Origin of the sequence: Microvirga puerhi (assembly GCF_020089865.1) — a bacterium.
GTDB classification, from domain to species: Bacteria; Pseudomonadota; Alphaproteobacteria; order Rhizobiales; family Beijerinckiaceae; genus Microvirga; species Microvirga puerhi.
Genome location: NZ_JAIRBM010000021.1, coordinates 62888 through 85145, shown reverse-complemented (window position 1 = coordinate 85145; position 22258 = coordinate 62888). Strand labels below are relative to the sequence as shown.

At 58.5% G+C, this 22258-nt stretch carries 21 protein-coding genes; 8 read left to right on the top strand and 13 right to left on the bottom strand.

Annotated elements, in window-relative coordinates; translation table 11 throughout:
• Positions 1-110 precede the first annotated feature (110 nt).
• The 3 genes from K9B37_RS20935 to K9B37_RS20925 all read right to left on the bottom strand — a co-directional run bounded on the left by K9B37_RS20935 (position 111) and on the right by K9B37_RS20925 (position 3090).
• Complete coding sequence (locus K9B37_RS20935) at positions 111-407, bottom strand: YciI family protein (RefSeq protein WP_224315475.1); 297 nt, start codon at positions 405-407, stop codon at positions 111-113.
• Between the two features lie 149 nt (positions 408-556).
• A complete protein-coding gene (locus K9B37_RS20930) occupies positions 557-2311 on the bottom strand; it encodes an FAD-dependent oxidoreductase (protein ID WP_224315474.1) in 1755 nt (584 codons plus the stop codon).
• A gap of 5 nt (positions 2312-2316) precedes the next feature.
• Complete coding sequence (locus tag K9B37_RS20925; protein ID WP_224315473.1) at positions 2317-3090, bottom strand: SDR family NAD(P)-dependent oxidoreductase; 774 nt, start codon at positions 3088-3090, stop codon at positions 2317-2319.
• A 460-nt stretch (positions 3091-3550) separates the two neighbouring features.
• Between K9B37_RS20925 and K9B37_RS20920 the strand changes: the two genes are divergently transcribed.
• Complete coding sequence (locus K9B37_RS20920) at positions 3551-4081, top strand: hypothetical protein (RefSeq protein WP_224315472.1); 531 nt, start codon at positions 3551-3553, stop codon at positions 4079-4081.
• Positions 4082-4316: 235 nt separating this feature from the next.
• Here K9B37_RS20920 and K9B37_RS20915 read toward each other — a convergent pair whose 3' ends face one another.
• The 3 genes from K9B37_RS20915 to K9B37_RS20905 form a co-directional block, all read right to left on the bottom strand.
• On the bottom strand, positions 4317-5036 hold the full coding sequence (locus K9B37_RS20915; RefSeq protein ID WP_224315471.1) for an SDR family NAD(P)-dependent oxidoreductase: 720 nt from the start codon (positions 5034-5036) through the stop codon (positions 4317-4319).
• A gap of 159 nt (positions 5037-5195) precedes the next feature.
• Positions 5196-5969 carry an SDR family NAD(P)-dependent oxidoreductase gene (locus tag K9B37_RS20910; RefSeq protein WP_224315470.1) on the bottom strand — a complete coding sequence of 258 codons (774 nt, stop codon included), beginning with the start codon at positions 5967-5969 and terminating at the stop codon, positions 5196-5198.
• A 76-nt stretch (positions 5970-6045) separates the two neighbouring features.
• On the bottom strand, positions 6046-6861 hold the full coding sequence (locus tag K9B37_RS20905; protein ID WP_224315469.1) for an SDR family NAD(P)-dependent oxidoreductase: 816 nt from the start codon (positions 6859-6861) through the stop codon (positions 6046-6048).
• A 550-nt stretch (positions 6862-7411) separates the two neighbouring features.
• On the opposite strand from K9B37_RS20905, the gene K9B37_RS20900 reads away from it, so the two are divergent.
• From K9B37_RS20900 to K9B37_RS20870, 7 genes are all read left to right on the top strand, one after another.
• Complete coding sequence (locus K9B37_RS20900; RefSeq protein ID WP_224315468.1) at positions 7412-8650, top strand: ABC transporter substrate-binding protein; 1239 nt, start codon at positions 7412-7414, stop codon at positions 8648-8650.
• Between the two features lie 76 nt (positions 8651-8726).
• Positions 8727-9668, top strand: a complete 942-nt coding sequence (locus tag K9B37_RS20895; RefSeq protein ID WP_224315467.1) for a branched-chain amino acid ABC transporter permease — start codon at positions 8727-8729, stop codon at positions 9666-9668.
• Between the two features lie 3 nt (positions 9669-9671).
• Positions 9672-10925 carry a branched-chain amino acid ABC transporter permease gene (locus K9B37_RS20890; RefSeq protein WP_224315466.1) on the top strand — a complete coding sequence of 418 codons (1254 nt, stop codon included), beginning with the start codon at positions 9672-9674 and terminating at the stop codon, positions 10923-10925.
• Positions 10922-11674 carry an ABC transporter ATP-binding protein gene (locus K9B37_RS20885; RefSeq protein WP_224315465.1) on the top strand — a complete coding sequence of 251 codons (753 nt, stop codon included), beginning with the start codon at positions 10922-10924 and terminating at the stop codon, positions 11672-11674. Before K9B37_RS20890 ends, K9B37_RS20885 begins: the two co-directional genes overlap by 4 nt.
• Entirely contained in the window at positions 11671-12381 is a 711-nt protein-coding gene (locus K9B37_RS20880; RefSeq protein ID WP_224315464.1) for an ABC transporter ATP-binding protein, read from the top strand. Before K9B37_RS20885 ends, K9B37_RS20880 begins: the two co-directional genes overlap by 4 nt.
• A gap of 258 nt (positions 12382-12639) precedes the next feature.
• Complete coding sequence (locus tag K9B37_RS20875) at positions 12640-13326, top strand: EthD domain-containing protein (protein ID WP_224315463.1); 687 nt, start codon at positions 12640-12642, stop codon at positions 13324-13326.
• A gap of 121 nt (positions 13327-13447) precedes the next feature.
• Positions 13448-14245, top strand: a complete 798-nt coding sequence (locus tag K9B37_RS20870; protein WP_224315462.1) for an IclR family transcriptional regulator — start codon at positions 13448-13450, stop codon at positions 14243-14245.
• A gap of 201 nt (positions 14246-14446) precedes the next feature.
• On the opposite strand, the gene K9B37_RS20865 is transcribed toward K9B37_RS20870, so the two are convergent.
• The 7 genes from K9B37_RS20865 to K9B37_RS20835 form a co-directional block, all read right to left on the bottom strand.
• Positions 14447-15715, bottom strand: a complete 1269-nt coding sequence (locus tag K9B37_RS20865; RefSeq protein WP_224315461.1) for an extracellular catalytic domain type 1 short-chain-length polyhydroxyalkanoate depolymerase — start codon at positions 15713-15715, stop codon at positions 14447-14449.
• A gap of 105 nt (positions 15716-15820) precedes the next feature.
• Positions 15821-16240, bottom strand: coding sequence for a ribbon-helix-helix domain-containing protein (locus K9B37_RS20860; protein WP_224315460.1), 420 nt, complete (start codon positions 16238-16240; stop codon positions 15821-15823).
• Positions 16241-16740: 500 nt separating this feature from the next.
• The gene (locus K9B37_RS20855; protein WP_224315488.1) at positions 16741-17988 is read right to left on the bottom strand and encodes an ABC transporter substrate-binding protein; all 1248 of its coding nucleotides are present in this window, start codon (positions 17986-17988) and stop codon (positions 16741-16743) included.
• Between the two features lie 64 nt (positions 17989-18052).
• Positions 18053-18889: a carbohydrate ABC transporter permease gene (locus K9B37_RS20850; RefSeq protein ID WP_224315459.1), complete on the bottom strand. Its 837-nt coding sequence runs from the start codon at positions 18887-18889 to the stop codon at positions 18053-18055.
• The gene (locus K9B37_RS20845; protein ID WP_439651772.1) at positions 18886-19821 is read right to left on the bottom strand and encodes a carbohydrate ABC transporter permease; all 936 of its coding nucleotides are present in this window, start codon (positions 19819-19821) and stop codon (positions 18886-18888) included. Before K9B37_RS20845 ends, K9B37_RS20850 begins: the two co-directional genes overlap by 4 nt.
• Positions 19814-20968: an ABC transporter ATP-binding protein gene (locus K9B37_RS20840; RefSeq protein WP_224315458.1), complete on the bottom strand. Its 1155-nt coding sequence runs from the start codon at positions 20966-20968 to the stop codon at positions 19814-19816. Before K9B37_RS20840 ends, K9B37_RS20845 begins: the two co-directional genes overlap by 8 nt.
• A complete protein-coding gene (locus K9B37_RS20835; protein ID WP_224315457.1) occupies positions 20965-21792 on the bottom strand; it encodes a metallophosphoesterase family protein in 828 nt (275 codons plus the stop codon). Before K9B37_RS20835 ends, K9B37_RS20840 begins: the two co-directional genes overlap by 4 nt.
• Positions 21793-22258 lie beyond the last annotated feature (466 nt).

Genomic DNA, 22258 nt, shown 5'->3' with positions numbered 1-22258 from the left:
CGGTTGGTGCATAGGCTCAGGCTTCCGACATCGCGGCGCGAACAGTTAGGCTCAACGGCGCTGGAGTGGCGCACCCTGGAGCAGGTCCACTGAGATGGGCAGACATCTATCTAGATGTATGCCTTGCCATCATAGAAAGCTTTGCGCCATCGCCTGACCACGGGCTTCCTGTAAAGACCGCCTGTGAAAAACGGATCGGCATTGATGAACGCCTCAACCTCTTCCCGACTGTCCGTATCAAGCACGATCAAGCCGCCAGTGCCCACTTGGCCAGCATCGTCGAGCAATCCACCACTCGCGAGCACGCGGTGCAGGTTTCCTCGCATATAGTCGAGATGCGCTTCGCGCAGCTCAAGGCGCAGCTGCTCAGTCCCGGGCTCATCATCCCACATGATGGCATATGGCATATCAAAAATCTCCCTAACCTTAGATTATCAACCTTGTTCGAACTGCAGCTCTGGCGCAGAATTCGCTGGCAGCGTGGTCAAGAGAAGCCCTCAGCTGAGAAGCGGCTCATGAACTCCGACGGCTGAGGCGTTCAGCTACGGGCCTCTGTTCATTGGTCCAGACGAGTCAGTTCAGAGGCGAGATGCTTCGCCCTGAGAATAGCTCGGTAGGCAAAGACCACGGCGGGCCCGAGTGTAATTCCACCTCCGGGATAGAAGCCCCGCATTGACGAGGCGAGCTCATTTCCGCAGGCGAAGAGACCCGGAATGGGTTCCCCTGACTCGTCAACGACCTGCGCATCACCATTGGTTTTGAGGCCAATTGCCGTTCCTAAGGTAGCGGGAAGAATCGGCAGGGCCACGAAGGGCGCTCGCACGATGGGTGTCAGATTCGGATTGGGGCCAGCCTTAGGATCACCCCATACGCGATTGAATGAGGTCGAACCCTTGCCGAAATCGAGATCCACACCCGTCCGTGCGAAGTCGTTATGGCGCTCCACTGTCTCTGCCAACATCGTCGGGTCGATCCCGATCTTGCGAGCAAGGTCCTGCACGCTATTGCCGATGGTGATGTAACCCCTCCTGACGAAGGGTCGCAAGCTGGGTGTCCACGGCCACGGACGCATCGCTCCAAGACCGTTCTTGCGTACGAAGTTCGCATCGCAGATGAAATAGAACTTAGCGTTCTCGTCCAGGTGGTCTGCCGCCCTCCGCCGGAACAATGCGGATATGATGTCGTGATATGAATTCGATTCATTCACGAAGCGGCGCCCATGCGGGTCGACAGCGATAATGCCTGGACGGCCGCGATCGAGATAGCCGTAAATTACTGGCGCTTCGCGGCCATCTTCTTCCTGCAGGAGTGATGAAGGGGTCCACAGGCATGGGCTGGCAAGTTCGACATCGACCGCGGCACCGACGGACCGCGCCGCCCGATGTCCATCCCCGGTATTGCCTGTGAAAGCCATCGAGTAATTATGCGAGAATGTCGCGCCCAGCTCCTTCCGTAGCGACGGATCGTGGGGGAAACCGCCCGTCGCCAAGACGACGCCTAGACGTGCTCGCACCCTGACGCGCCGCCCCTGGCATTCGACGACTGCGCCTTCGACCCTTCCGCCGTTTCGGATCAGCTCCTTCAGTGGGGCATTGATCCAGATATCGGCTTTATAGCGGCGGAGGCTATAGAGGAGGCGCGCGACCAGCGCATTGCCATTGCTCACCTGCGCGCCGCGGCGATAGCGAAGACGATCCCTCGCATGGCGCATGAGACGACGCATTACGCGCCGGAAACTGGCGAGTGAAGAGAATGGGCGGACAAAGGCCGGGATCTCATCCGGCCCGACCATCATACCACCGCAGACCATCAATCGTGCCATCGGAGGGCGTACCAGGGCGAAATCAGCACCAAGCTCACTACCGTCGTAAGAACGGGCAATGATCGAACGTCCCTTATCTACGCCACCCGGACTATCCGGATGGTAATCAGGTGACTGCGTCAGATCAAAAGCCACGGCCGTTCCGGACTCTAGATCATCAATCGCCGGGCCGGCGCTGTTCAGAAAGCCTTCCACGAGATCGGCGCGATAATAATTGCCGAGTTCGTGGCGCAGATACTCGCGTGCGCGCTCGACGGAATCATCAATACCCGCTTCCCGTGCAAGCCGGTTGCCCGGCACCCACAGTACCCCGCCCGAGGTGGCTGTGGTACCGCCGAGCAATTCGGACTTCTCGCAAAGAAGCACCTTCATGCCGCGCTTGACCGCAAAGAGACTCGCCGCCAAGCCGCCCGCTCCACTTCCGAACACGAGGATATCAGTTTCGACATCCCAATGATCGGTGCCGGCTATTCCGCTGCCGCCCATCATCCGACTCATACCTCTGATGTTGCGATCGGCTCTGGCAGGAACTTGGTGCTCGACCAGCCGCCATCGACCGGCATCACGATTCCAGACACGAAGCTCGAAGCATCGGAGGCCAAGAACGCACAGGCTTCGGCAATCTCTTCCGGCCGCCCTGGGCGTCCCAACGGGCAATCCTCGATCATGGAGCGACGGAACCACGGATTGTTATCGATTCGCTCGCGCACCAAGGGAGTCGCGATCAGACCGGGCGCAATGGCATTCACCCGGATACCGTCCCGACCGTATTCGGCGGCAAGCTGCCGCGTGAGTCCTGCCAGCCCTGCTTTGGTCGCGGCATAAGCCGAAGCCCGTGTAACGCCCAGCACACCGAAGGCCGATGCGATGTTGATGATGGCACCGCCCCGACCTTTCATCACACGGATGGTCGCCCGGGAGAGAGCAAAGGGTGCAGCCAAGTTTACCTGCAGATACCGGTTGAGATCTTCATCGCTCGTGTCGAGAATAGGCCGCGAGTTTCCGATTCCCGCATTGTTGACCAGTACATCGATTGCGCCATGGCCCCCGATTGCTGCAGCAATAACTTGGTCGGCAGCATTCGTCGCGGTCAGATCGATCTGCAACTCCCTGAAACCAGAGGCAGTGGCGATTTCTGCGGGAGCCGACGACTGATCGACACCGAGGACCGTCGCTCCTTCGCGCAAGAATGCCTTTGTGATCGCCAGACCGATGCCGGATGAACTACCCGTCACGATGGTGGATTTGTCTTTCAAGCGTAGTGACATTCATTCCTCTCTATGAATCTGGTTCTGCTGCAAGTCATTCGGCCAATGGAGCCTGCTTGCTCGCTCGAATTCTACGTTGTGTTAATCCCCAGTCGGCGCCAGTATTATTTGGCTGCGGATCGGAGCAGACAACGTCAAACTCGTATATTTCTATTTTCTTTGTTGTCTTGATATCTCGTCGAATATTGTTGTCCCAGCACACCCGAACGTCATTTCGTTGACAACGTCTGAGATGAAATGAACGCGACCGTATTCTCGTTATATGAGAAGAACGATCGCACAACAACGTGCTTCATGCAAGGGATGAGCGGCCGCGACGCGTTACCGCCTGAACTATCTCGCACGACGGAAGCCCTCTTTGACACATAAAGAATTCGTCAAGCGCTGGCGCGAACATTTCAGGCTTGCAAGCTCCCTGAAGGAATGGAGCACGGTGTGAAGATATATCCAGAGCGAGGTGATGGGCGATGAGCTTTCCCGCATCTATGATGGCGTTGCGACAGTTGAGTATCAATCGCTGGAACAGCGGAACTCCAATCGCGCTGCGGCCGAATACCACTGCATTCTTCAAGACGACGAGCGTCGCGTATTCGACGCGCTTGTCCACAATTTCTCATTCATCGGTTCACACGATGTGCTGCAAGGTCCCGGCGTCGGCCCTGCAAAGGTCATACGCTTCCTTAGGCGCTCCCGGGATCTGTCTTCGAAGGAGTTCACGCGTACGTGGCGCGATGAATATGCGCAGAGATTGATCGGCTCGGCCGGAAACATCAGAAGCGTTGCACAAAACCTGCCGATCCCACCTGAAAGGCCTGAAGGATGGGGCCTGAAAGTGGATGGATCCGAGAAAATCTGGTTTGACACCCTCGCTGCCGCCGACGCCTTCCGGCACTCCGAGGCTGCTCGAGAAATCCGCGCTCAATTCGAGCCTCCCCTGTTCACCGTTGTGGCAGAGGTCGTAGTAGACGAGGTCATTCTACACGATACCTGACGCGATGGATGCATCTGCCGGGCAACGACAGGAAGCGATGTCAAGTAGTCGCTTCCTCTCCTGGTTGCCCCATCAATAATGTCCGCATCGCGCAGGCATTTTCCTACACGGCGACTGCTCCCGCTCGATGCACCGATCAGGCGAAACGTTTGTCGCGTCCCAGTGACCAAATCGGTCGTCTCGACCTTTCTATTCCGCGTTCCGTCTGAGCCGCGGTTCGACAGTCAGGATGGAATCACGTCGCGAGCCCGCCCAGCGAGCGCCCGCCATCGACGAGAATAACCTGTCCAGTGATAAATTCTGTCTGCGGCGAAGCAAGAAAGGAGATCATGGCAGCGATATCGTCGGGCCGGCCAAGTCGACCGACCGGCTGAACCGCGGCAAGCTTTGCGCGCTCTTCGTCGCTCCAGGCGGCCAGGATCGGGGTATCGATCACGCCAGGCGCGACCGCATTCACAAGGATTCCACGCGGAGCCAGTTCGAGCGCGAGAGCCCGCGTCAGGCCGACGACAGCGGCCTTCGAAGCCACATAATGGGCGTAGTTCACAGCGCCGAGATAGGCCCGCGATGCGAGATTGACGATCCTACCGCTTGACGTCATGCGCCGGGACGCCGCCCGAGCAAGTACGAACATGCCGACAAGGTTGATATCATACATGCGCCGAAAATCGTCGGTCGTCAGGTCGTCTGTTCTTGTGACCTCGAAGATGCCGGCATTGTTGACGACTGAGTCGATGCGAGGAAGTTCGGCAATGATGGCCTCGCAGGCGGCCTCGTCACGGACGTCGAGGTAACGGCCTTCGGCTGATCCCATATCGTCCCTTGCGATCGCAGCCGCCGCTTCATCGACGGTCTGGCGATCGATATCCGTCATGACAACATGGAATCCGTCAGCAGTCAGGCGCCTGGCGGTTGCCAGACCGATACCGCGTGCTGCACCAGTGACCAAAGCCACTCGCTTGTCTATCTGCTCTACCTTGGCCAAATCCAATTCCAACTCTGGTATCCGTCACGTGTGGAAGTTCATGATGAGCGTACTCAGCGATAGCAGGAGGCCGCGGCCGGCTCGATTGACCTCCACCATATCCTGAGAGGTCTCGCGCTCCGCGTGTCCCTAGAGGCCGAGCCTTCCGCCCGCGACGTCGAACACGGCGCCTGTCGTGAAGCTGCACGCCGGCATGGCGATCCATGCCACCGTCGCAGCAACTTCTTCGGCCTTCCCCAGGCGTTTCATGGGAATGCGCTGGGCCGATTGCTTGATGAAATCAGCCGACATCTGCAGCTGGAGATCAGTGTCGATCAAGGCTGGGGCGACGCAATTGACGGTAATGCCGTCTTCCACCACTTCCTTAGAAAGACCGATAGAGAGGCCGATGACTCCGGCTTTGGAGGCGCCATATGCCGATCCGTCGGTAAGTCCACGAATGCCTGCAACCGACGCGATGTTGATGATGCGGCCCGACTTGCGCTCGCGCATTCCGAGTACGAAGAGTTTGCAGATGCTGAAGACCGACGTTAAGTTCACAGCAATGACCCGATTCCAGGACGCCAGATCATATTGCTCGAGCGGAACGGTTGGCCCTTGGATCCCAGCGTTATTGACGAGGATATCAGGCGTTCCGATCAGCTCCTCTGTCCTCACTTTGGCTTCCTCGAGCGCAGCTTGATTCGTGACGTCGACGCGGATCCCTTCCAAGCGACCTGGGATGGTTTCGAGCGTCGAAACATCCATATCCCACACGATGACGCGGCAGCCGAGAGACAGGAACTCCCGAACAATGGCAGCTCCGATTCCTTTTGCTCCGCCGGTGACGACTGCAGTCTGTCCCTTGAGTGAGTACCGATCGAGCAGCCCATCAGCTCCCAGCTCATCGATAGTTGATGCCATTGTAATCTCCACACATTGAAATTGCCGGAGGCCCACGAAAAATTGGGCAGTTCCGATGGGTGCTGCGGCCCTATTGTTAGTTTGCGTCGTCGTAACCCGGTCGGGGAACGTGAATCATCGACGTGTGGGAGAGCCCTCCGTCGACGACGAGATTATGTCCGTTGATGTAGCCGGCATAATGACTGGCGAGAAACATGACCGAATTCGCCACGTCCTGCGTCGATCCCAGACGACGCAACGGCACCAGCTTGCTGCGCTGCTCCGTGACGCCGGGAACGGCATAGAATTCCCTGTTCAGCGGTGTCGGTGTGAAACCTGGGCTCACGGCATTGATCCGAACGCCCGTCGGCCCCCATTCCAGCGCCAGCTGGCGAGTCAGCATGACGACGGCGGCCTTGCTGACACTATAAGAGCTGCAATATGGGTGCGGCTCGGTCGCGGCAATCGATGCGACATTCACGATCGCGCCTTCACGGCGCTCACGCATGCGCTTCCCGAATCGTTGGGCGCACAGCAGGTACCCTTTCACATTGACGTCGAGTGTCTTGTCCCAGACATCCTCCGATACCGTGTCGAGCTTTCCGAACCGAAGAATGCCGGCGTTGTTGACGAGGACGTCGCAGACGCCGAATCGTTGCTCGACCAGCGCCATACCGTCGTCGATGGATGCTGGGTTCGACACATCGCAAACGACAGACATCGCCGAACCGCCTGCATCACGAATCGCTTCATCCGTCGCGGCACATCCCTCAGGAGAGTGATCGAGAATGGCAATATTCGCTCCGGCGCGAGCGAACGACATTGCGATTGCCTGCCCGATGCCACCGCCGGCGCCGGTGACGACACACACCTTGCCAGAAAAATTCAACCAGGTTTGTCCTGGGTCTTCCATTGGCTCTTTTCCTTCGATTTCGTTGACAAGACTAAACTTCGGCCTGATGGCTCACTTCAATGAACTACGTCTCGCGAGAGCATCGACCGGCGCGACCATCTGGCGCGCTCACGCGATTTCTCGGTGAATACTTTGCTCATTGAAAACTTGAGGTTCACCACGTTGACAAGCCCCCGAATGCATGCGACCGTATTCTCGTTATATAAGAAGATTGATCGCACAAGAATGTGCCTGACACAAGGGAAGAAACCATCGGAATGAAACCCGTACGCAATACTTGAACTGTGTGCTGGCCTGTTTATCCCCTGCTCCACAGTAATGTCGCTTGCAGCGCCTCATGACCCAAGTACGGCCGAACACCGGAAGTGTTAGGTCGCGTCAGGTGTAGCTGTTCAGCGCGAACTGGAGCCAACGCTCCAACTTTTCCATTCGCCTAAGTTGCTCGTTCGGGCCCGCGTCGCAGTCTGCGCATGCGGCCTGTTGGGAGCGTCGTGCCGTTCTTCCAATTTCGGCTCGAAACGTAAGAACCTATTCTAGGGAGGAGTATGTCATGAAGAAGTTCCTGCTTACCACTGCGTTGACGGCAATGGCCGCCTTCGGCAGCAGCGCTGCTCAGGCAGAGCAGCTCAAAGTTGCGATCATCGAGTCCTTCTCTGGTCCAACAGCACAGACCGCAATCCCGTTTGTTGAGGGCATGCGCTATGGTTTTAGCAAGCTTAATGCCCAGGGCGGTTTCAATGGTGAGCCGATTGCCGTCGTTGAATATGACGCTCTTAACCAGCCGGCAGCCGCCTCCGAGAAGCTGAAATCGGCCATTGCTGAAGGTGCGCGGATCGTCTTCACTTCCACGAACTCGGCAGTCGCGGCGCAGCTTTCAGAAGACATTCGGAAATACAACCTGCGCAACAAGGGCAAGGAAATCCTGCTCATGATGGCTGGTTCGGAGGCGTTTGAGCTGGTCGCCGAGAAGTGCAACTTCTGGGCCTTCAAAACGGCCAGTAATCCCTTTATCCGCATCAAGGCGCTCGTGGCCGCGATGAAAGACACCGGCAAACTCGGGAGTAAGGTGTACAGCATCAACCAGAACTACTCCTACGGTGTTGACCATGAGAGGGCTCAGGCGGCCAGTGTAGCGGCCGCGGGTTCGAAGATCGTCGGATCGACCCTGCATGATGTCAGCAAGATCCAAGACTTTTCTCCCTACATCGCGTCGATCAAGGCGTCGGGCGCCGATACGGTTCTGTCGGGGAACTGGGGCAACGACATCATCCTCTTCATGCGAGCACTCGGCGATTCCGGCATCAAGGTTAATGTCGGCAATACCAGCCTTGATACCACAGGAGCCGTCAGCGCCATGGGCGAGGCTGCCCTGGGAGCACTGCTCGTGAAACTCTACAATCTCGAAGCCGGAGGGGAAGCCGGTAAAGCTTTCGCAGAAGACTTCAAATCTGCTATCGGCCATTATCCCTATAATGAAGAGCCGACGGGTGTCTTCAGCACATTGCTCCTCGGAGCGGCTCTGAAGGCCGTTAGCAAGCCGAATGCAAAGGTTGACACCTTGCAGATCGCGCTCGCCCTCGAGGACGCATCATACGAAACTCCGGCCGGTAGCTGGTCGATCCGCAAGGACGACCATCAGGTGATCTTGCCTGTGACCGTCTCCGAAATCTCGAAGGACGCGCGCTACAAGGTCGACGGCACGGACATGGGTTTTAAACTTCTGAAGATTGTGTCGCCGGAAGACAGCGCCGTGCCCGCGGATCCCAAGTGCAAGATGCAACGTCCATAAGATCTCCCGATATCTGACGATCAAACCGGCAGCTCTGACAGACGTCAGAGCTGCCATTCTCACAAGGGTGCTCGGCATGGAATTCATAGTCGTTTCGACGCTCAACGGCTTTGTATACGGCTTGCTGCTGTTCATGGTCTCGGCAGGCTTGACGCTCATTTTCGGCATGATGGGTGTCGTCAATTTCGCCCATGCGTCACTTTACATGCTTGGAGCCTATCTCTCATTTACTATCACGCGAGCAACGAACTTCTGGGTGGGGCTGCTGATCGCTCCGCTAATCGTTGCGACCGTCGGAATTTTCATCGAGCGCTTTATGTTGCGGCGAGTGCATGGTTTCGGCCATTCGCAGCAACTTCTCTTGACTTTCGGCATCGCCTTCGTCGTCGAAGAGGTCGTAAAAGTCTTCTGGGGAAATTTTCCGATTGCCTATCGGCCGCCCGGCTTCCTCAGTGGCGCAGCTTTCACAATCTTTGGTACCAACTTTCCGTCGTACCGCGTGTTTGTCGCCGTTGTTGCGATTCTGCTCTTGGGAATGCTTTATTTGTTACTGCAGAAAACTCGGATCGGCATCATTGTGCGAGCCTCGGTGCAGCGGCCGGCGATGGTATCCGCTCTCGGACACAACGTGCCCCTGATCTTCCTCGGCGTGTTTGGCGTCGGAGCATGGATGGCTGGACTTGCCGGTGCGGTCGGTGGTGCATTGTTGACGACGAGTCCGACGATGGCCGCCGAGATGAGCGTCATCGCCTTCGTCGTGGTCGTCGTCGGCGGCCTGGGTTCGCTTCTCGGCGCATTCATCTCATCGCTTCTCATTGGCCTTCTCACTTCGTTTTCCGTCGGCTTCCAGGTCTCGCTCGCTGATCTCGCAAACGTATTCGGCTTCGGTGACGCGGCGCGCCGGATCGGCGGTCTTTTAACACTGGATGTCGCATCTCTTTCAGCATCTCTGCCCGCTCTGTTGATGCTCATCGTGCTCCTGACACGTCCCGCAGGCCTGATGGGTGATAGGAATTAGACAATGTTGCGTCTGATAACACTTGCATTGGTTGGAGCCGTTCTCATCGCGGCTCCCCTTTTTCTGGAGCCGCATTCGATTGGTGTGCTGACAACGGCGCTGATTGCTGCCCTTTTTGCAATGGCCTTCAACTTGCTGAGCGGCCGCGCGGGAATGTTGTCCTTCGGCCATGCAGCCTACTTCGCCATCGGCGGATTTGCAGTCATTCATACGATGCAGGCGGTCGAAAGCGGCGCGATCTGGCTGCCGACGCCGCTGGTGCCGCTCATGGGCGGTGTCGCGGGGCTAATCGGCGGCCTAGGTGCCGGATTCTTCGCCACCCGCCGAAGCGGCGTATACTTTTCGATGGTGACGCTCGCGCTTGCCGAAATGCTCCACGCACTCGCTCCTAATCTCGGTGGATTCTTCGGTGGCGAGGTGGGCCTGACCTCCATGCGGATGCCCTGGCTGGCTTTTGACTACGGCAGTGAGAACCAAGTTTACTTCACGGTGCTGGCGTGGACTGTTTTCGGCATCGCTCTGCTTTATGCCTACAATCAGACTCTCTTCGGCCGGCTGACCGTAGGTTTGCGCGAAAGTGAACGGCGAATTTCGTTCCTTGGCTACAACGCTCACCACACTAAGATCATCGTCTTCGGTGTGTCTGCGATGTTCTCCGGCATTGCAGGTGGACTGCTCGCCTTCGCCACCGAAAGCATGAATTATTCGATGCTTGGCATGGGCATGTCGGCATCAGTTGTTCTGCACACCTTTGTCGGCGGCTCGACCGTTTTCCTTGGGCCTGCGTTAGGCGCACTCATCTTCGCACTTTTCGGCAGTCTTGTGTCCGACCTAACGAAAAATTGGCTTCTCTATCAGGGGATCCTGTTTGTTCTGATCATGATGTTCATGGGCGATGGCCTCGCAATGCTGTGGATCCGCATCGTGAACGAATGTAGATCCCGGAATTGGGACGCGCTCAGGCAGCGAGTGCTGCTGCTCATTCCGGGGTTGCTTATAACTGTGGGCGCCATCACGATCCTAGAGGTAACTTCAAAGATTCTCGATCAGCAGCAGTATGCAACCAGTGTTGCTCGCATGAATGCTTGGCCGCCGGTATCGGTATTCGGCGTAAGCTGGGATCCGACCTCTGCGCTGACGTGGCTCCTGCCGCTTGTAGCCATACTTGTCGGTATCGGATTTGTATACTTGATCCTCGCGCGAAAAATGCAGCAGCGCACTGGGACAATCATTATGAGCAGGGAGCCGGCGCGATGACTCAAGCAGCGATCGAACTTGCCGGTTTGAAAAAGCGATTCGGCGACAACGAAATCATTCGCGGCGTTGATCTCGCCGTCAGGGAGCACGAGCGACACGCTCTGATCGGCCCCAACGGTGCAGGAAAGTCGACGCTCTTCCATCTGATCTCCGGTCTATACACACCGTCGGCAGGCGATATCCTTCTGAACGGTCGGTCGATAGGCGGACTTCCTCCTCATCTGATTACCCGCAGGGGGCTATCACGATCGTTTCAGATCACGACGATCTTCCCTCGTCTCAGTGTGCAGGAAAACCTTCGGATCGCTGCAATGTCCAAGCATGGACGGCGCTATGCCCTCTTTTCTCTCGCACGGAATGCAAAAGAAGTGAATCGCGACACCGACCAACTGATGGAACTGGTGCGCCTGTCCCACGTGCGGGACAAATTTGCAGGTGATCTTACCTATTCGGAACAGCGTGCTCTTGAGATCGGGATGGCAATGGGGCCCGGCGCGGATGTGATCCTGCTCGATGAGCCAATGGCTGGCATGTCACGCGAAGAAACGCATTATATGATCGATTTGATCCGCAACGTGACTGTCGGGAAGACGCTGCTAGTCGTCGAGCATGATATGGAGGTGGTATTTTCGCTCTGCGATCGGATCTCCGTGCTTGTCTATGGTGAATTGATCGCGACCGGACGGCCAGATGACATTCGATCAAATGCGCGTGTTCAGGAAGCCTATTTGGGAGAGGTTGTAGCATGAGTCTGCTATCCGTTCAAAACCTCCACGCCCACTATGGCAAGAGCCACATCTTGCATGGGGTGAATTTTTCTCTTGAGGCGGGGACCTCGGTCGCGCTGCTTGGCCGCAATGGTTCCGGCCGGTCGACGGCGATGAAGGCGATCATGGGCTTGGTTTCCCCAACGGGTGGTTCGATCAAGTTGAACGGTGCTGAGTTGGCCGGAGTGCCAGCCTACAAAATCAACAGGGCCGGACTCGCGTATGTTCCAGAGGAACGACTGGCTTTCGACCACCTGACCGTGGAAGAGAATCTGACGATAGGCCTTGCCCCTGCACGGCGGAACAGTAAGACTTGGACTATCGAAGACATGTACGCCTATTTCCCACGTTTGAAGGAACGGCGGAATGTTAAGGCAGGATCGATTTCGGGCGGTGAACAACAGATGCTGACGCTCTGCCGGTCTCTCCTCGGTCAGCCCTCAGTCATTCTGATCGATGAGCCGACTGAAGGTCTCGCTCCCAAGATTGTCGAGCATCTGGCGGAGGTCATACGCGACATTGCCCAGCAGGGAGTCGCCTCGATCCTCGTGGAGCAGAAAATGACCATCGCTCTCAAGCTTTGCTCCCGCTGTCTTATCATGGGGCACGGTTCCATTGTCTTCAATGGAACGCCAGATGAACTGCTCTCAACCCCATCGGTTCGCCGGGAGTGGCTGGAGGTAGCGTGACCGTCGTGGTGAGCGGTCGATAGCCAAGTCGCAGCATATCGGCGTTAGGTCCGTCGTCGGCGAATGGACTGGTGACGCGCCGATCGTCGCGGCCCCTCGCCTGTCGGGTCGCCTGCGGGTGCCACAGCGGTATGGAGCCATAGACCGGTTTTGTCTTATTGGCATCGGGCGGAGGTGAGAGAACGGCTTTGATCTCATTCGTTCAGATGCGCCCCCAGTTTCTGAGCTGGTCGAATGACAATACGAAGGTGCATCGAAATGTCGTCCTCGAAATATTTCATATATCTCGCGGGTACGGACCCGAGTTCTCAGGCTGCGTTCCAGGACTCCTATCTACGGGCAGCTCGGAAGGCTGCTGCGGATGCTCCGCATCTAGGTCGACTGGTTGTCAATCTGGTCGGCAAGACACCGGCGGAGACACCGTTTACGCCAGCGACGGACACTATCGACGCCAACGCGGTTCGCTATGACGTGATTGTCGAAGCCACGCCGCCGGCGGAGGTCACCGGCTCGGTGATTGCGTTCCTAGGGTCGTGCCTGCTCGACATCGCGGTAAAGCATGTCTACCGAGTCGAAGAAGTGATCCAGCTGGACAATCAACAGATCGTGCTTGGAGAGCGTTCGCCAGGCATCAAGTATATCGGTCGCCTGGTTTCCCATCCCGATATGCCGGACTCCGCCGCTCGCCGCAGTTGGGACACCCATGTTCCATTGGCGCTCAAGGTGCATACCGGTATGGCCAAGTATGTGCGGAACTGGATCCTTGGGGCGGCAGATGCCCCTCCTGCGTGCGGCATCGCCGAACTGCATTTTCCAACTCTCGAGAACATGATCGAGCGATACTTCGACAGCGAACGCGGCAAATTTGAGATACTTCACGACATCAAGCATTTCATTGCCGACGGCACTCGCTTCCACGTGAGTGAGTATGTTTTAAGGGGGTAAGGCGACGGCGTCAGGTGTCCAAACGGCCGTTGATCAACTGGCTGTGACCGAGGCTTAAATTGAGCTATAACGTGGCAGCCGAGACCCGCTGCCCCTTCAACTTAGGTTCTGATATCTATCAATGCCTTCAAGTAAATCTCAAACAGAAACATCTGTTCTTAAGCGGGTTTCTGATATCTTAAACCTGTTCTCAGAGGATTCGCCAACGATCACCTTAGCTGATGTCGAAGCTGTTTTGAACGTTAGCCAGGCGACAGCCTATCGCTATCTCCACGATCTTCATGAGATCGGGCTCTTGTCTCGGACCTCGGGACGCTACGCTCCCGGTCCAACGACGATGGAACTTGAGTACATCGTATCCAATTTCGATCCGATTCTTCTTGCCGCAAAAGAGCCGATGAAAGAATTGTCGGAGACTTTGGGCCTGCACGTGCTCCTCTGTCGGATGTACAAAGATCGCTTGGTGAATGTCTACTATAGCCGTCCGGAGCATTCACGCGAGATGCCTTTGCGACCAGGGCGGCGGCTGCCACTGTTTCGTGGAGCGCAGGCCCGGGTCGTTCTCGCTGAACTCGATCGTCGCAAGCAGCGCCGCATCTTCGAACGTGCGAAAGCCAATCCCGACCGGGACAAGATCGGTACCGACTGGGCATCCTTCAGCGCTACGCTTCAGAAAAATCGCCGTGATGGATACTATATGTCCTGCGGAGAAATTGACGAGGGCCTCGTCGGCATTGCAGCGCCCGTTTTCGATGAGAATGCCGAGATCATGGGGGCTATCTCACTCTCTTATCCTGTCCAAGAGCCGCCTCCTGCTAGCGAAGAGAGGTTAATCGAGCTTGCTAAGCAGACGGCCAATGAAATCACGCAGCGTGTAGCGCAATTGGCCGGAGCGAACGGGAACGCCACCGCCAGATGATCGGTGGCGGAACTGCAGCTGGGTTCGTTGGTGTGGCCGACTTGTGCCATAGGCGAACTTTCCGACATATCGCACGCTGGAATGCGGTGACCCTTGAAACAGGCGAGCCGGCCGAGACAGGTGTGCTCTAGGCCTATCCGCACAGCAGATCCCAATTATAATCCGTCCGGCTCCGCCGTGGTCTGATGGGCTCTTTGATGCTTACATGGAAGACGGGGTTCTGGGCTTCGGATGCATAAGGAAGAAGCGCATCATCTCACGGCTGGCATCAGGGCCCCGTGGCTCGGTGTAGGAACCATTCAGGCTTCCACCAGACCAGGCATGTCCTGCCCCGTGAAGGACCCAATGCTCGATCATCGGGTGTCCGCTTTCATCGCATTCGACCGTGCGGGTATAGCTGATCCCGCCAGGAGCCCGGCCACGACTGATCGTCGAGCGGAGATCCGTGCCCGACTTCGACTGAGCAATCACCTGGTCCCCATTGATGGGGTTTACGGTCGTGTCGCGATCGCCATGGAACACGATGGCTGGCACGCCCTGCCCGGCTCCGCTACGATGAGATGCTCCACCCTGCCGCATAGCGGCGAATGCCGACGGCATGTCACGGGCCGCCCCGCATGCCAATCCGGAGTGGACGCCTATGGCTGCATAGAGATCGGGGTAAGCCGCGCCCATGATCGCCGCTGCGGCCCCGCCAGCGGAGAGGCCAGCGGCATAGACATGTCCTGGCTCAACAGAGAAGTCGCGCATGATCTGACGCGTGATGCCGGCAATCAGCGCAGGCTCGCCCCGATCCCGCTGCTGATCGCTTGTGTTGAACCAGTTCCAGCACTTGGAGACGTTGGCGGACTGCGCCTGCGCTGGGTAGGCAACGAGAAACGTTTGCTCTTCAGCCAACTCGTTCATCTGCGTTCCAGCAGCAAAGTCATCCGGCGATTGCATGCAGCCGTGCAGCATCACCAAGAGGGGGAGAGGCTGTCCGCTGTAGCCGCTGGGAATGTAAAGTTTGTAGGTACGGCTTCCCACCTCGTTGGCGAAGGTTCTTTCCTCGAACCGAGCTCCCTCTGGCAGTGGGGCCGGAGCACGTACCGGAATGGGTCCGACCCTCCTATCGAGGCCGAGCGTAGAGCCGGATTGTCCGAAACGGTCGAGGAAGCTGCGTAGCGCTTCCGGCATCTGGGGAAGGCCAGAGCCTCCGGCAGGGCCATCAAAGACTTGAGGCGCAAAATGTGAGGTGTCGAATTTCGGCGGGGTCCACACCCCTCCTCCAAAGGAAGGCGGCACCATATCGATGATCCGCGCGGCACGCCCGGATGGTTTCTGGCCTGCATTTCCGCTGGTGCCGTCTGACGACGTTGACGGATGCGTATGTGAGAGATGGCCTTGAAGGATGGCCATGGCTTCTGCGAGCCGGCCTTCGCGGGTGAGGCGGGTTGCCTCAAGCATGTCGATATTTGTGGATGCGTTCATGGGGCAGTCCTGTCGTTGGGGGAATTGGGACAAAGCAGCGCCTGCCCCTTCCTGCGCGGAAGGGTTGAGCAGGCCCTAGACAGTGTGACGGGTGCTACCCGGGGGTCAGCGTATGCGGTCCTTGAGCGCCTCTTTCACCGCGGGACTGGCGTGCAGGGCGCCAAGGACATGGAGAGAGGCGATCGTCTGACGCGCCAGTTCAGGCGTGACATCGTTAGCGATACTGGCAAGGCCGAGAACCTGGATGTGCAGCACTTCGCCGGCCGTCAGCACGGTCTCGAGGTCCTGGCGGCTATAGTGACGCAGACCCAGGTCGAGCTGGTGTCGTGTGACGGACTTCGTGACGGCGTCTTTATGCCGGTCAAGCTGGTTGCGAATGGCCGTGCGAATGAAGTCGGTCCGGTTGGAGTAAAAGCCCTCCTGGACCAGAAGATCAATATGGCCGAGATCGACATAGCCAAGGTTGATCGTGATCTTCTCGCTGTCCGCCGCCTTGGGCCGGAGTTCGTAGACATTGTTCGCCATGCCTGCCATCCAATTGCCATCTATATAGATGGTAAATGGATGGCGTCATGGAAGAGTTCAAGACCCCTATCTGATTTTGCGCGAACTCAACCCGCTTCCTGACCCCTATGTCGCCGGATAACAGCCCTTAAGGGAAGTGTAGGTATTGGCATGGGCTCTGGTTGCCGTCCTGGTTCATTGTCCTTGCTCAATGTCCAAGCGACTAAAGGCTCGCTTCGGGTCACGTGAGAAGTTGCTAAATTGCCGGGAATGTCCGCTGCTCCCACCCGGACCGACATCCGGATGACTCTTGAGAAATGCCCGTTCGCTCCCGTTAGATTCCGTATCCCTAACATCGGGCCGCACTGGCCTTATTGTCAGCGTCCGTCCACCAGATAATGCCGCTGGAGGCTCTCCGAGTGCCAGCCAGGAGCGCCTGATCCGAGGATTTCGGACAATGCGGTTCTTCGCGCACCTGCTCCAAGCAAGGTCAGGTGCGCAATCGAATAATCCAGATCGCTTTATTTGCGAGGAAGCAGACGCTGGACTTCCCGCGCGGCGTCGGCGAGGGTCTCCTCGGGAGTAGCCTTCTGTTCCACCACGCGCGAGAGGTTGTCCACGATCGTCTGGGTGACCTTCACACCATTGGAGCCTGGGAAAGCATACCACGGGATCATCTTCGGCATCTGCTCGAGGCCCGCCTTAAAGAGCGGGTTCTTCTGGTAGAAGTCGCCCAGATATTCCGATGACTTCGCGGCGAGCTCGTTGTTGGGAACGTAGCCGGTACCGGGGACGACAACGGAAGCGCCGTAGGGTCCGGCAGCGAACTTGATGAGTTTCCAAGCCGCTGCCTGCTTGGCGGGATCCTTGGTCAGCATGACGGCAGCATTACCGCCCGTCGGCAGGCGCCCCTTCTCGGGCGAGAGCAGCGGGATCGGAGTCGTCCGTAGATCGAACTTCTCGCCGACATTGGTGATCACGTTGCGCAGCGCGCCGGTGGTCTGGAAAGTGAAGCCGATCTTGCCTGCCACAAAAGCCTGCTCACCGTTGCTCTTGGTGAGGACAGGCATCCCACCCTCCTTCACCATGCGATCAAGGAGCCGCATGGCCGCAAGGCCCTCGGGCCCATCGAAGGCGACCTTCTTCTCGTCCGGCGTCAGCATGGCTCCGCCGGCTCCAAAGAGGAGCGCGCTGAACATCCAGTCATCGCCCTGCCAACGGAAGTCAATGCTCTGGACGCCGTCGCCCAATGTCTTGATTTTGGACGCGATGGTGATCACTTCGTCCCAAGTCTTGGGCGGAACATCAGGGTTTGCGCCGACGCGGCGGAGGAGATCCGCGTTGTAGTACATGATTGGGTTCGAGGTCGCGAAGGCGAGCCCCGCCTGCTGGCCGCCGAACTGAGCAAGCTTCAGGATGTTGTCGCTGAAGCCCTGCTCGGCCATGTTCCCATCCTTCGCGACGAACGGCTTCAGGTCGACGGAGATCCCGCGCTCCGCCACGACCCTGAGGCGATTGAGGCCGACGAAGGTTACGTCTGGCATCTCCGCAGTGCCCGCCTGACGGAGGATTAGTTGCAGCCCGTCCTCGTAGGTAGGCGAAGGACTGACGAAGTTGATTTTGATATCGGAATTCTCCTCCATGAACTTTTTCGAGATCTTGTCCATCACGTCCTTGAAGAAGCCCGGCATCGGGTAGTGAACGTTGAGGGTCGTCTCAGCGAGCGCCCCGCTGGCGACCGAGGCGGCCAACGCTACTCCGGTAAGCATCGTCTTGATCCTGATCACGTCTTTTCTCCTTGTGCGTGGATCGTGATTTCGTGTTGTTGGGGTCTCAGCCCTTCAGCCCAGTAAGGGTAATGCCCTCGATGAAGCGCCGCTGGGCGAGCAGAAACGCGACGAGCAGCGGCATCGTGACGACCACGGTGGCGGCCATCAGGGCGCCATAGTCATCCCCGGCCTCGGCGGCGCGGAAGAAGATCAGGCCGAGCGGCGGGGGCGCCATCGCGGTCTCGGTCACTACGATCTGCGGCCAGAACAGGTCATTCCAGTGCGCCACCACGGAGAAGATCGAGAACGCGGTGATCGCAGGCCAAGCGTTCGGGACGATGACTCGCAGCACGATGCCGAGCTCCGACATACCGTCGAGCCGCGCCGCGTTGATCAGGTCGTCCGGCATCGCCCGGAAGAATTGTAGGAACAGGAAGACGCCGAAGACGGAGATCAGGAATGGGGCTGCCAGCGCGAAATAGGTATTCAGCACCCCTGCCCCGCTCAGCGCCACGTAGATCGGCAGCGCGGTCGCATGGATCGGCACGAGGAGACCGAGCATGATTGCGGCTATTAGTGCGCGGGCACCAGGGAAGCGGAGCTTCGCGAGCGCATAGGCGCATGGCAGCGCAACCAAAATCTGCACGACGAGAATGATGGTGCAGACGATGACCCCATTCATCAGGAGTTGCAGCATCGGCACCCGCGTGAAGGCCTTCGAGAAGTTCTCTACGGCAGCCCACTGGTGGGGGATCAGGGCCAGCGACGAGGAGAAGATCTCCTCGCGCGGCTTCGTGGCGGTGGATAGCATCCACACGTAGGGCGCGAGGAAGACGAGCGCACCAATCGACAGGATCACCAGGCGCAGGGCGCGGGCGGTATTCCAGGCTCGTGTTGTCATGTGTAGTGAACCCGTCGATCGAGGGCGCGGTACTGGAGCATCATGAGGGCCATGAGGATCGCCAGGAACACGACCGTCATCGCGGATGCATAGCCGACGCGCAGGTACACGAACCCTTCTTGGTAGATCGTCCAGAGCAGCACCTCGGAGGCGCGGTTCGGCCCGCCTTGCGTCAGGGTCGAGACAGTCTCGAACACCTTCACCGCGTTGATCACACTGATCGTCACGACGAACAGAGTCGTAGGTCCGAGCATTGGCCAGGTGACAAGCCAGAACCTGTCCCAGGCTGTAGCGGCCCGATCGACTTCCGCCGCTGCGTAAAGCTCTCGTGGGATCGCCGTGAGACCCGCCAGGAACAACACCATGTTGAAGCCGACCGCCTGCCAGACGCCAATGAGGGCGAGGCTCAGGAGGACAGTGTCACTGCCGCCGAGCCAATTAGGTCCGGCAATCCCGATGAAGCGCAGGAGGGCGTTCACGGGTCCAATGGTGGGATGTAACAGGTATTGCCAGACGGTTGCCATGGCCACGAGCAAGGACACCACGGGCAGGAAGTAGATCGTGCGGAACAACGCGCGCCCGCGCACCTCAGCCTCAATTAGGAGCGCTGCGCCCAGTCCTATCAGAACTGACAGCGGGGTCACGATCAGGGTGTAAGTCAGCGTGTTGCCGAGTGAGATCAAGAACGTGCGGTCCCCGAGCAGTTCGATGTAGTTGTCGAAACCGACGAACCGGATGCCGTCGTACCCCAGCTCGAAGTCGGTGAGGCTCAATGTGACCACGGCGATGGTGGGCATTAGGATGAGCAGAGCCAGAAGGGCCACGGCGGGACCGGCTAGGCGCCATCCGGCGAGGGTCTCCGAGCGGCGGGCAGCCGCAGCCGGATCGGATGCTCCTGCTCGGCCGCTCGCGGGAAGCGCGATGCTATCCATTCGCGGCCTTCCTCATGGGCAAAGAAACTGACTGGCGCATGCCTTGCGGCCCGAAGACGAGGACGTCTTCTGAGGCAGCCGCGATCGTGATCGCCTGGCCCTGGCCGAAGCCCGTCGCTGCATCAGGTGCGAGTTTCGCGACCAATGCCCCGCCACTCCCGGCAAGCTCGATGAAGACGAGAGTTTCGGAGCCGAGGAATTCGATGCGCCGGACGGAGGCGCCCAGACCTGCCTGCCCGGGACCACCCAGCTTCAGCGCCTCGGGTCGAATTCCGACTGTCACGGCTGATCCCGGAACCGCCTCGACGCCCTCGGCGAAAAGCCTGCCACCAATGCGCACCCCATGGGCGGCATCCACCTCGCCGGTAAGGAGGTTGATCTGCGGGCTGCCGATGAAGCGGGCAACCTCAATGTGCTGCGGGTTCCGGTAGACTCCCTCGGGCGTGTCGAACTGGAGAAGACGCCCACCCATCATCACTGCTACGCGGTCGGCCATGCTCAGGGCCTCCGCCTGGTCATGGGTAACGTAGAGCGTTGTGACGCCTGCCAGCCGGTGCAGCTCGACGATTTCTGCACGGGTATGGACCCGCAAGTTGGCGTCGAGATTTGAGAGTGGCTCATCCATCAGAAACGCGGCCGGGCTGCGGACCAGAGCCCGCCCGAGGGCGACACGCTGCCGTTGCCCACCCGACATCTGCCCGGGCTTGCGGCCCAGCAGGTGATCGATCTTGAGGCTGCGGGCCGTTTCCAGCACTCGGCTCTGGATGACGGTACGGGTTTTCCGCTGGCCCGGCACGAAGCTTCCGATCCCCGGCAGTCGTTGCCAAACCGTGAGGTCGCGCATCGCCAAGGGAACGGCGATGTTCTGTCCTGCTGTCAGGTGCGGGTACAGGGCGTAGGACTGGAACACCATAGCGATATCCCGTTCGGACGGAGGCATGGCTGTCATATCCCGCTCGCCGAGCCAGACGCTCCCATGATCGGGGTGGTCCAGCCCGGCGGCAATGCGCAGGAGCGTCGTCTTTCCACATCCTGAGGGGCCGACCAGCGCGACGAACTCGCCCGGCTCCGCCTCAATGGTCACGTCGCGCAGGATGTGGCTGTCGCCGTAGGCCTTGGAGATTCCACGAAGAGCCAGCCCGCTCATGACAAAGACGCTTCCGTAGGCGTTGGCGGGTAGACCTCGTTCAGCACGTCGTCGATGACAAACGGCTTCAATGTTGCCAAGGAAATGATGCTGCTCTCGACGGTCGAGCCAAGGGTATGGACAGCGGCGCCCAGAAACACATCACCGACTGGCATGGTCACCATCGGCCCAACAGTGAACCCGGAGGACGGTCCCCACACGCAACGGAAGAGAGCACCGTCGACGATCCGCGCGCGATGCAAATGGCCGCTGGCAACGAGCTCCACCCCATGCTCCGCAAATAGCGTATACAGCTGGCGCCGCGGCTCCGGGAGCATCCCCCAGTACCCGGTCTCCCCCTCCTCTGGATCCTCGACGAAGAGCGGCTTGTGCTTGAACACGAGGACCCGTCGTCCCGCGCGTGTTCGGAGGGTGTCTTCGAGCCACACGAGCTGTTCGTGCTCCTCGGAGTTTCCCGATCCGACGATCAGACTATTCAGCCCGACGAGGCGCCATTCACCGAGATCGTGCACCCAGCGATCTGGACCGATAATGCGGCGCCAACGCGACAGGCGCTCGTCGTCGACGGGTTGTCGTGTTCCCGGCATATCTCCGATGTCGTGGTTGCCCGGTACGCACAGCGTCGGGTAGCGAAGATCACGCAACATCTCGCGGCCGTGGATGAGGTCCTCCTCCATGTCGGCCCCGTCGACGGTGAGGTCGCCCGTATGGACGACCAGATCTGGCCCCATCGCGTTGACCCAGTCCACCAGAGGTTTCCAGTTCTCCTGGAAATGAGGCTTCAAATGGCTGAGATGTGTGTCGGTGATCTGGATGATCTTCACGTTTGCCTGCCTCCGGGCACCATGTCTTAGGCTTGGATGGCGATGGCTTAGGCGCCCTTCATGACGCTCGATCTAACTTTCTATGAAGATTGTGTGTCGCTGGGGGCGTCCTGCCTGATCGCGGTCAACTTGCAAGGGCAATCTGGACCTGGAAACGCCAGCACGTGGAGGAGAAGCAGCGCATCGGTTTCAACCCTATACTGCTTCTGCCGAACCGGACTGAACTTCTTCTCTGGTATGGGCGTGACGTTGGCTCCAAGTAAATTCTCTCAAACACCCGTTCCAATTCCACCCAATCAGGTCAATTTGTACTGGTTTATTGCTGGAAAGAGCGGGGATATATATTCAGTCACGGGCCCGAACATCCCTGGCCTTATTTGAAATGACATTGCAATAAAGGAGGCTAATTTGCGGGCATAAAGGGACTCTGGCATGCTCCTCGTCCGTCGGGGTCGCGAATGGCATC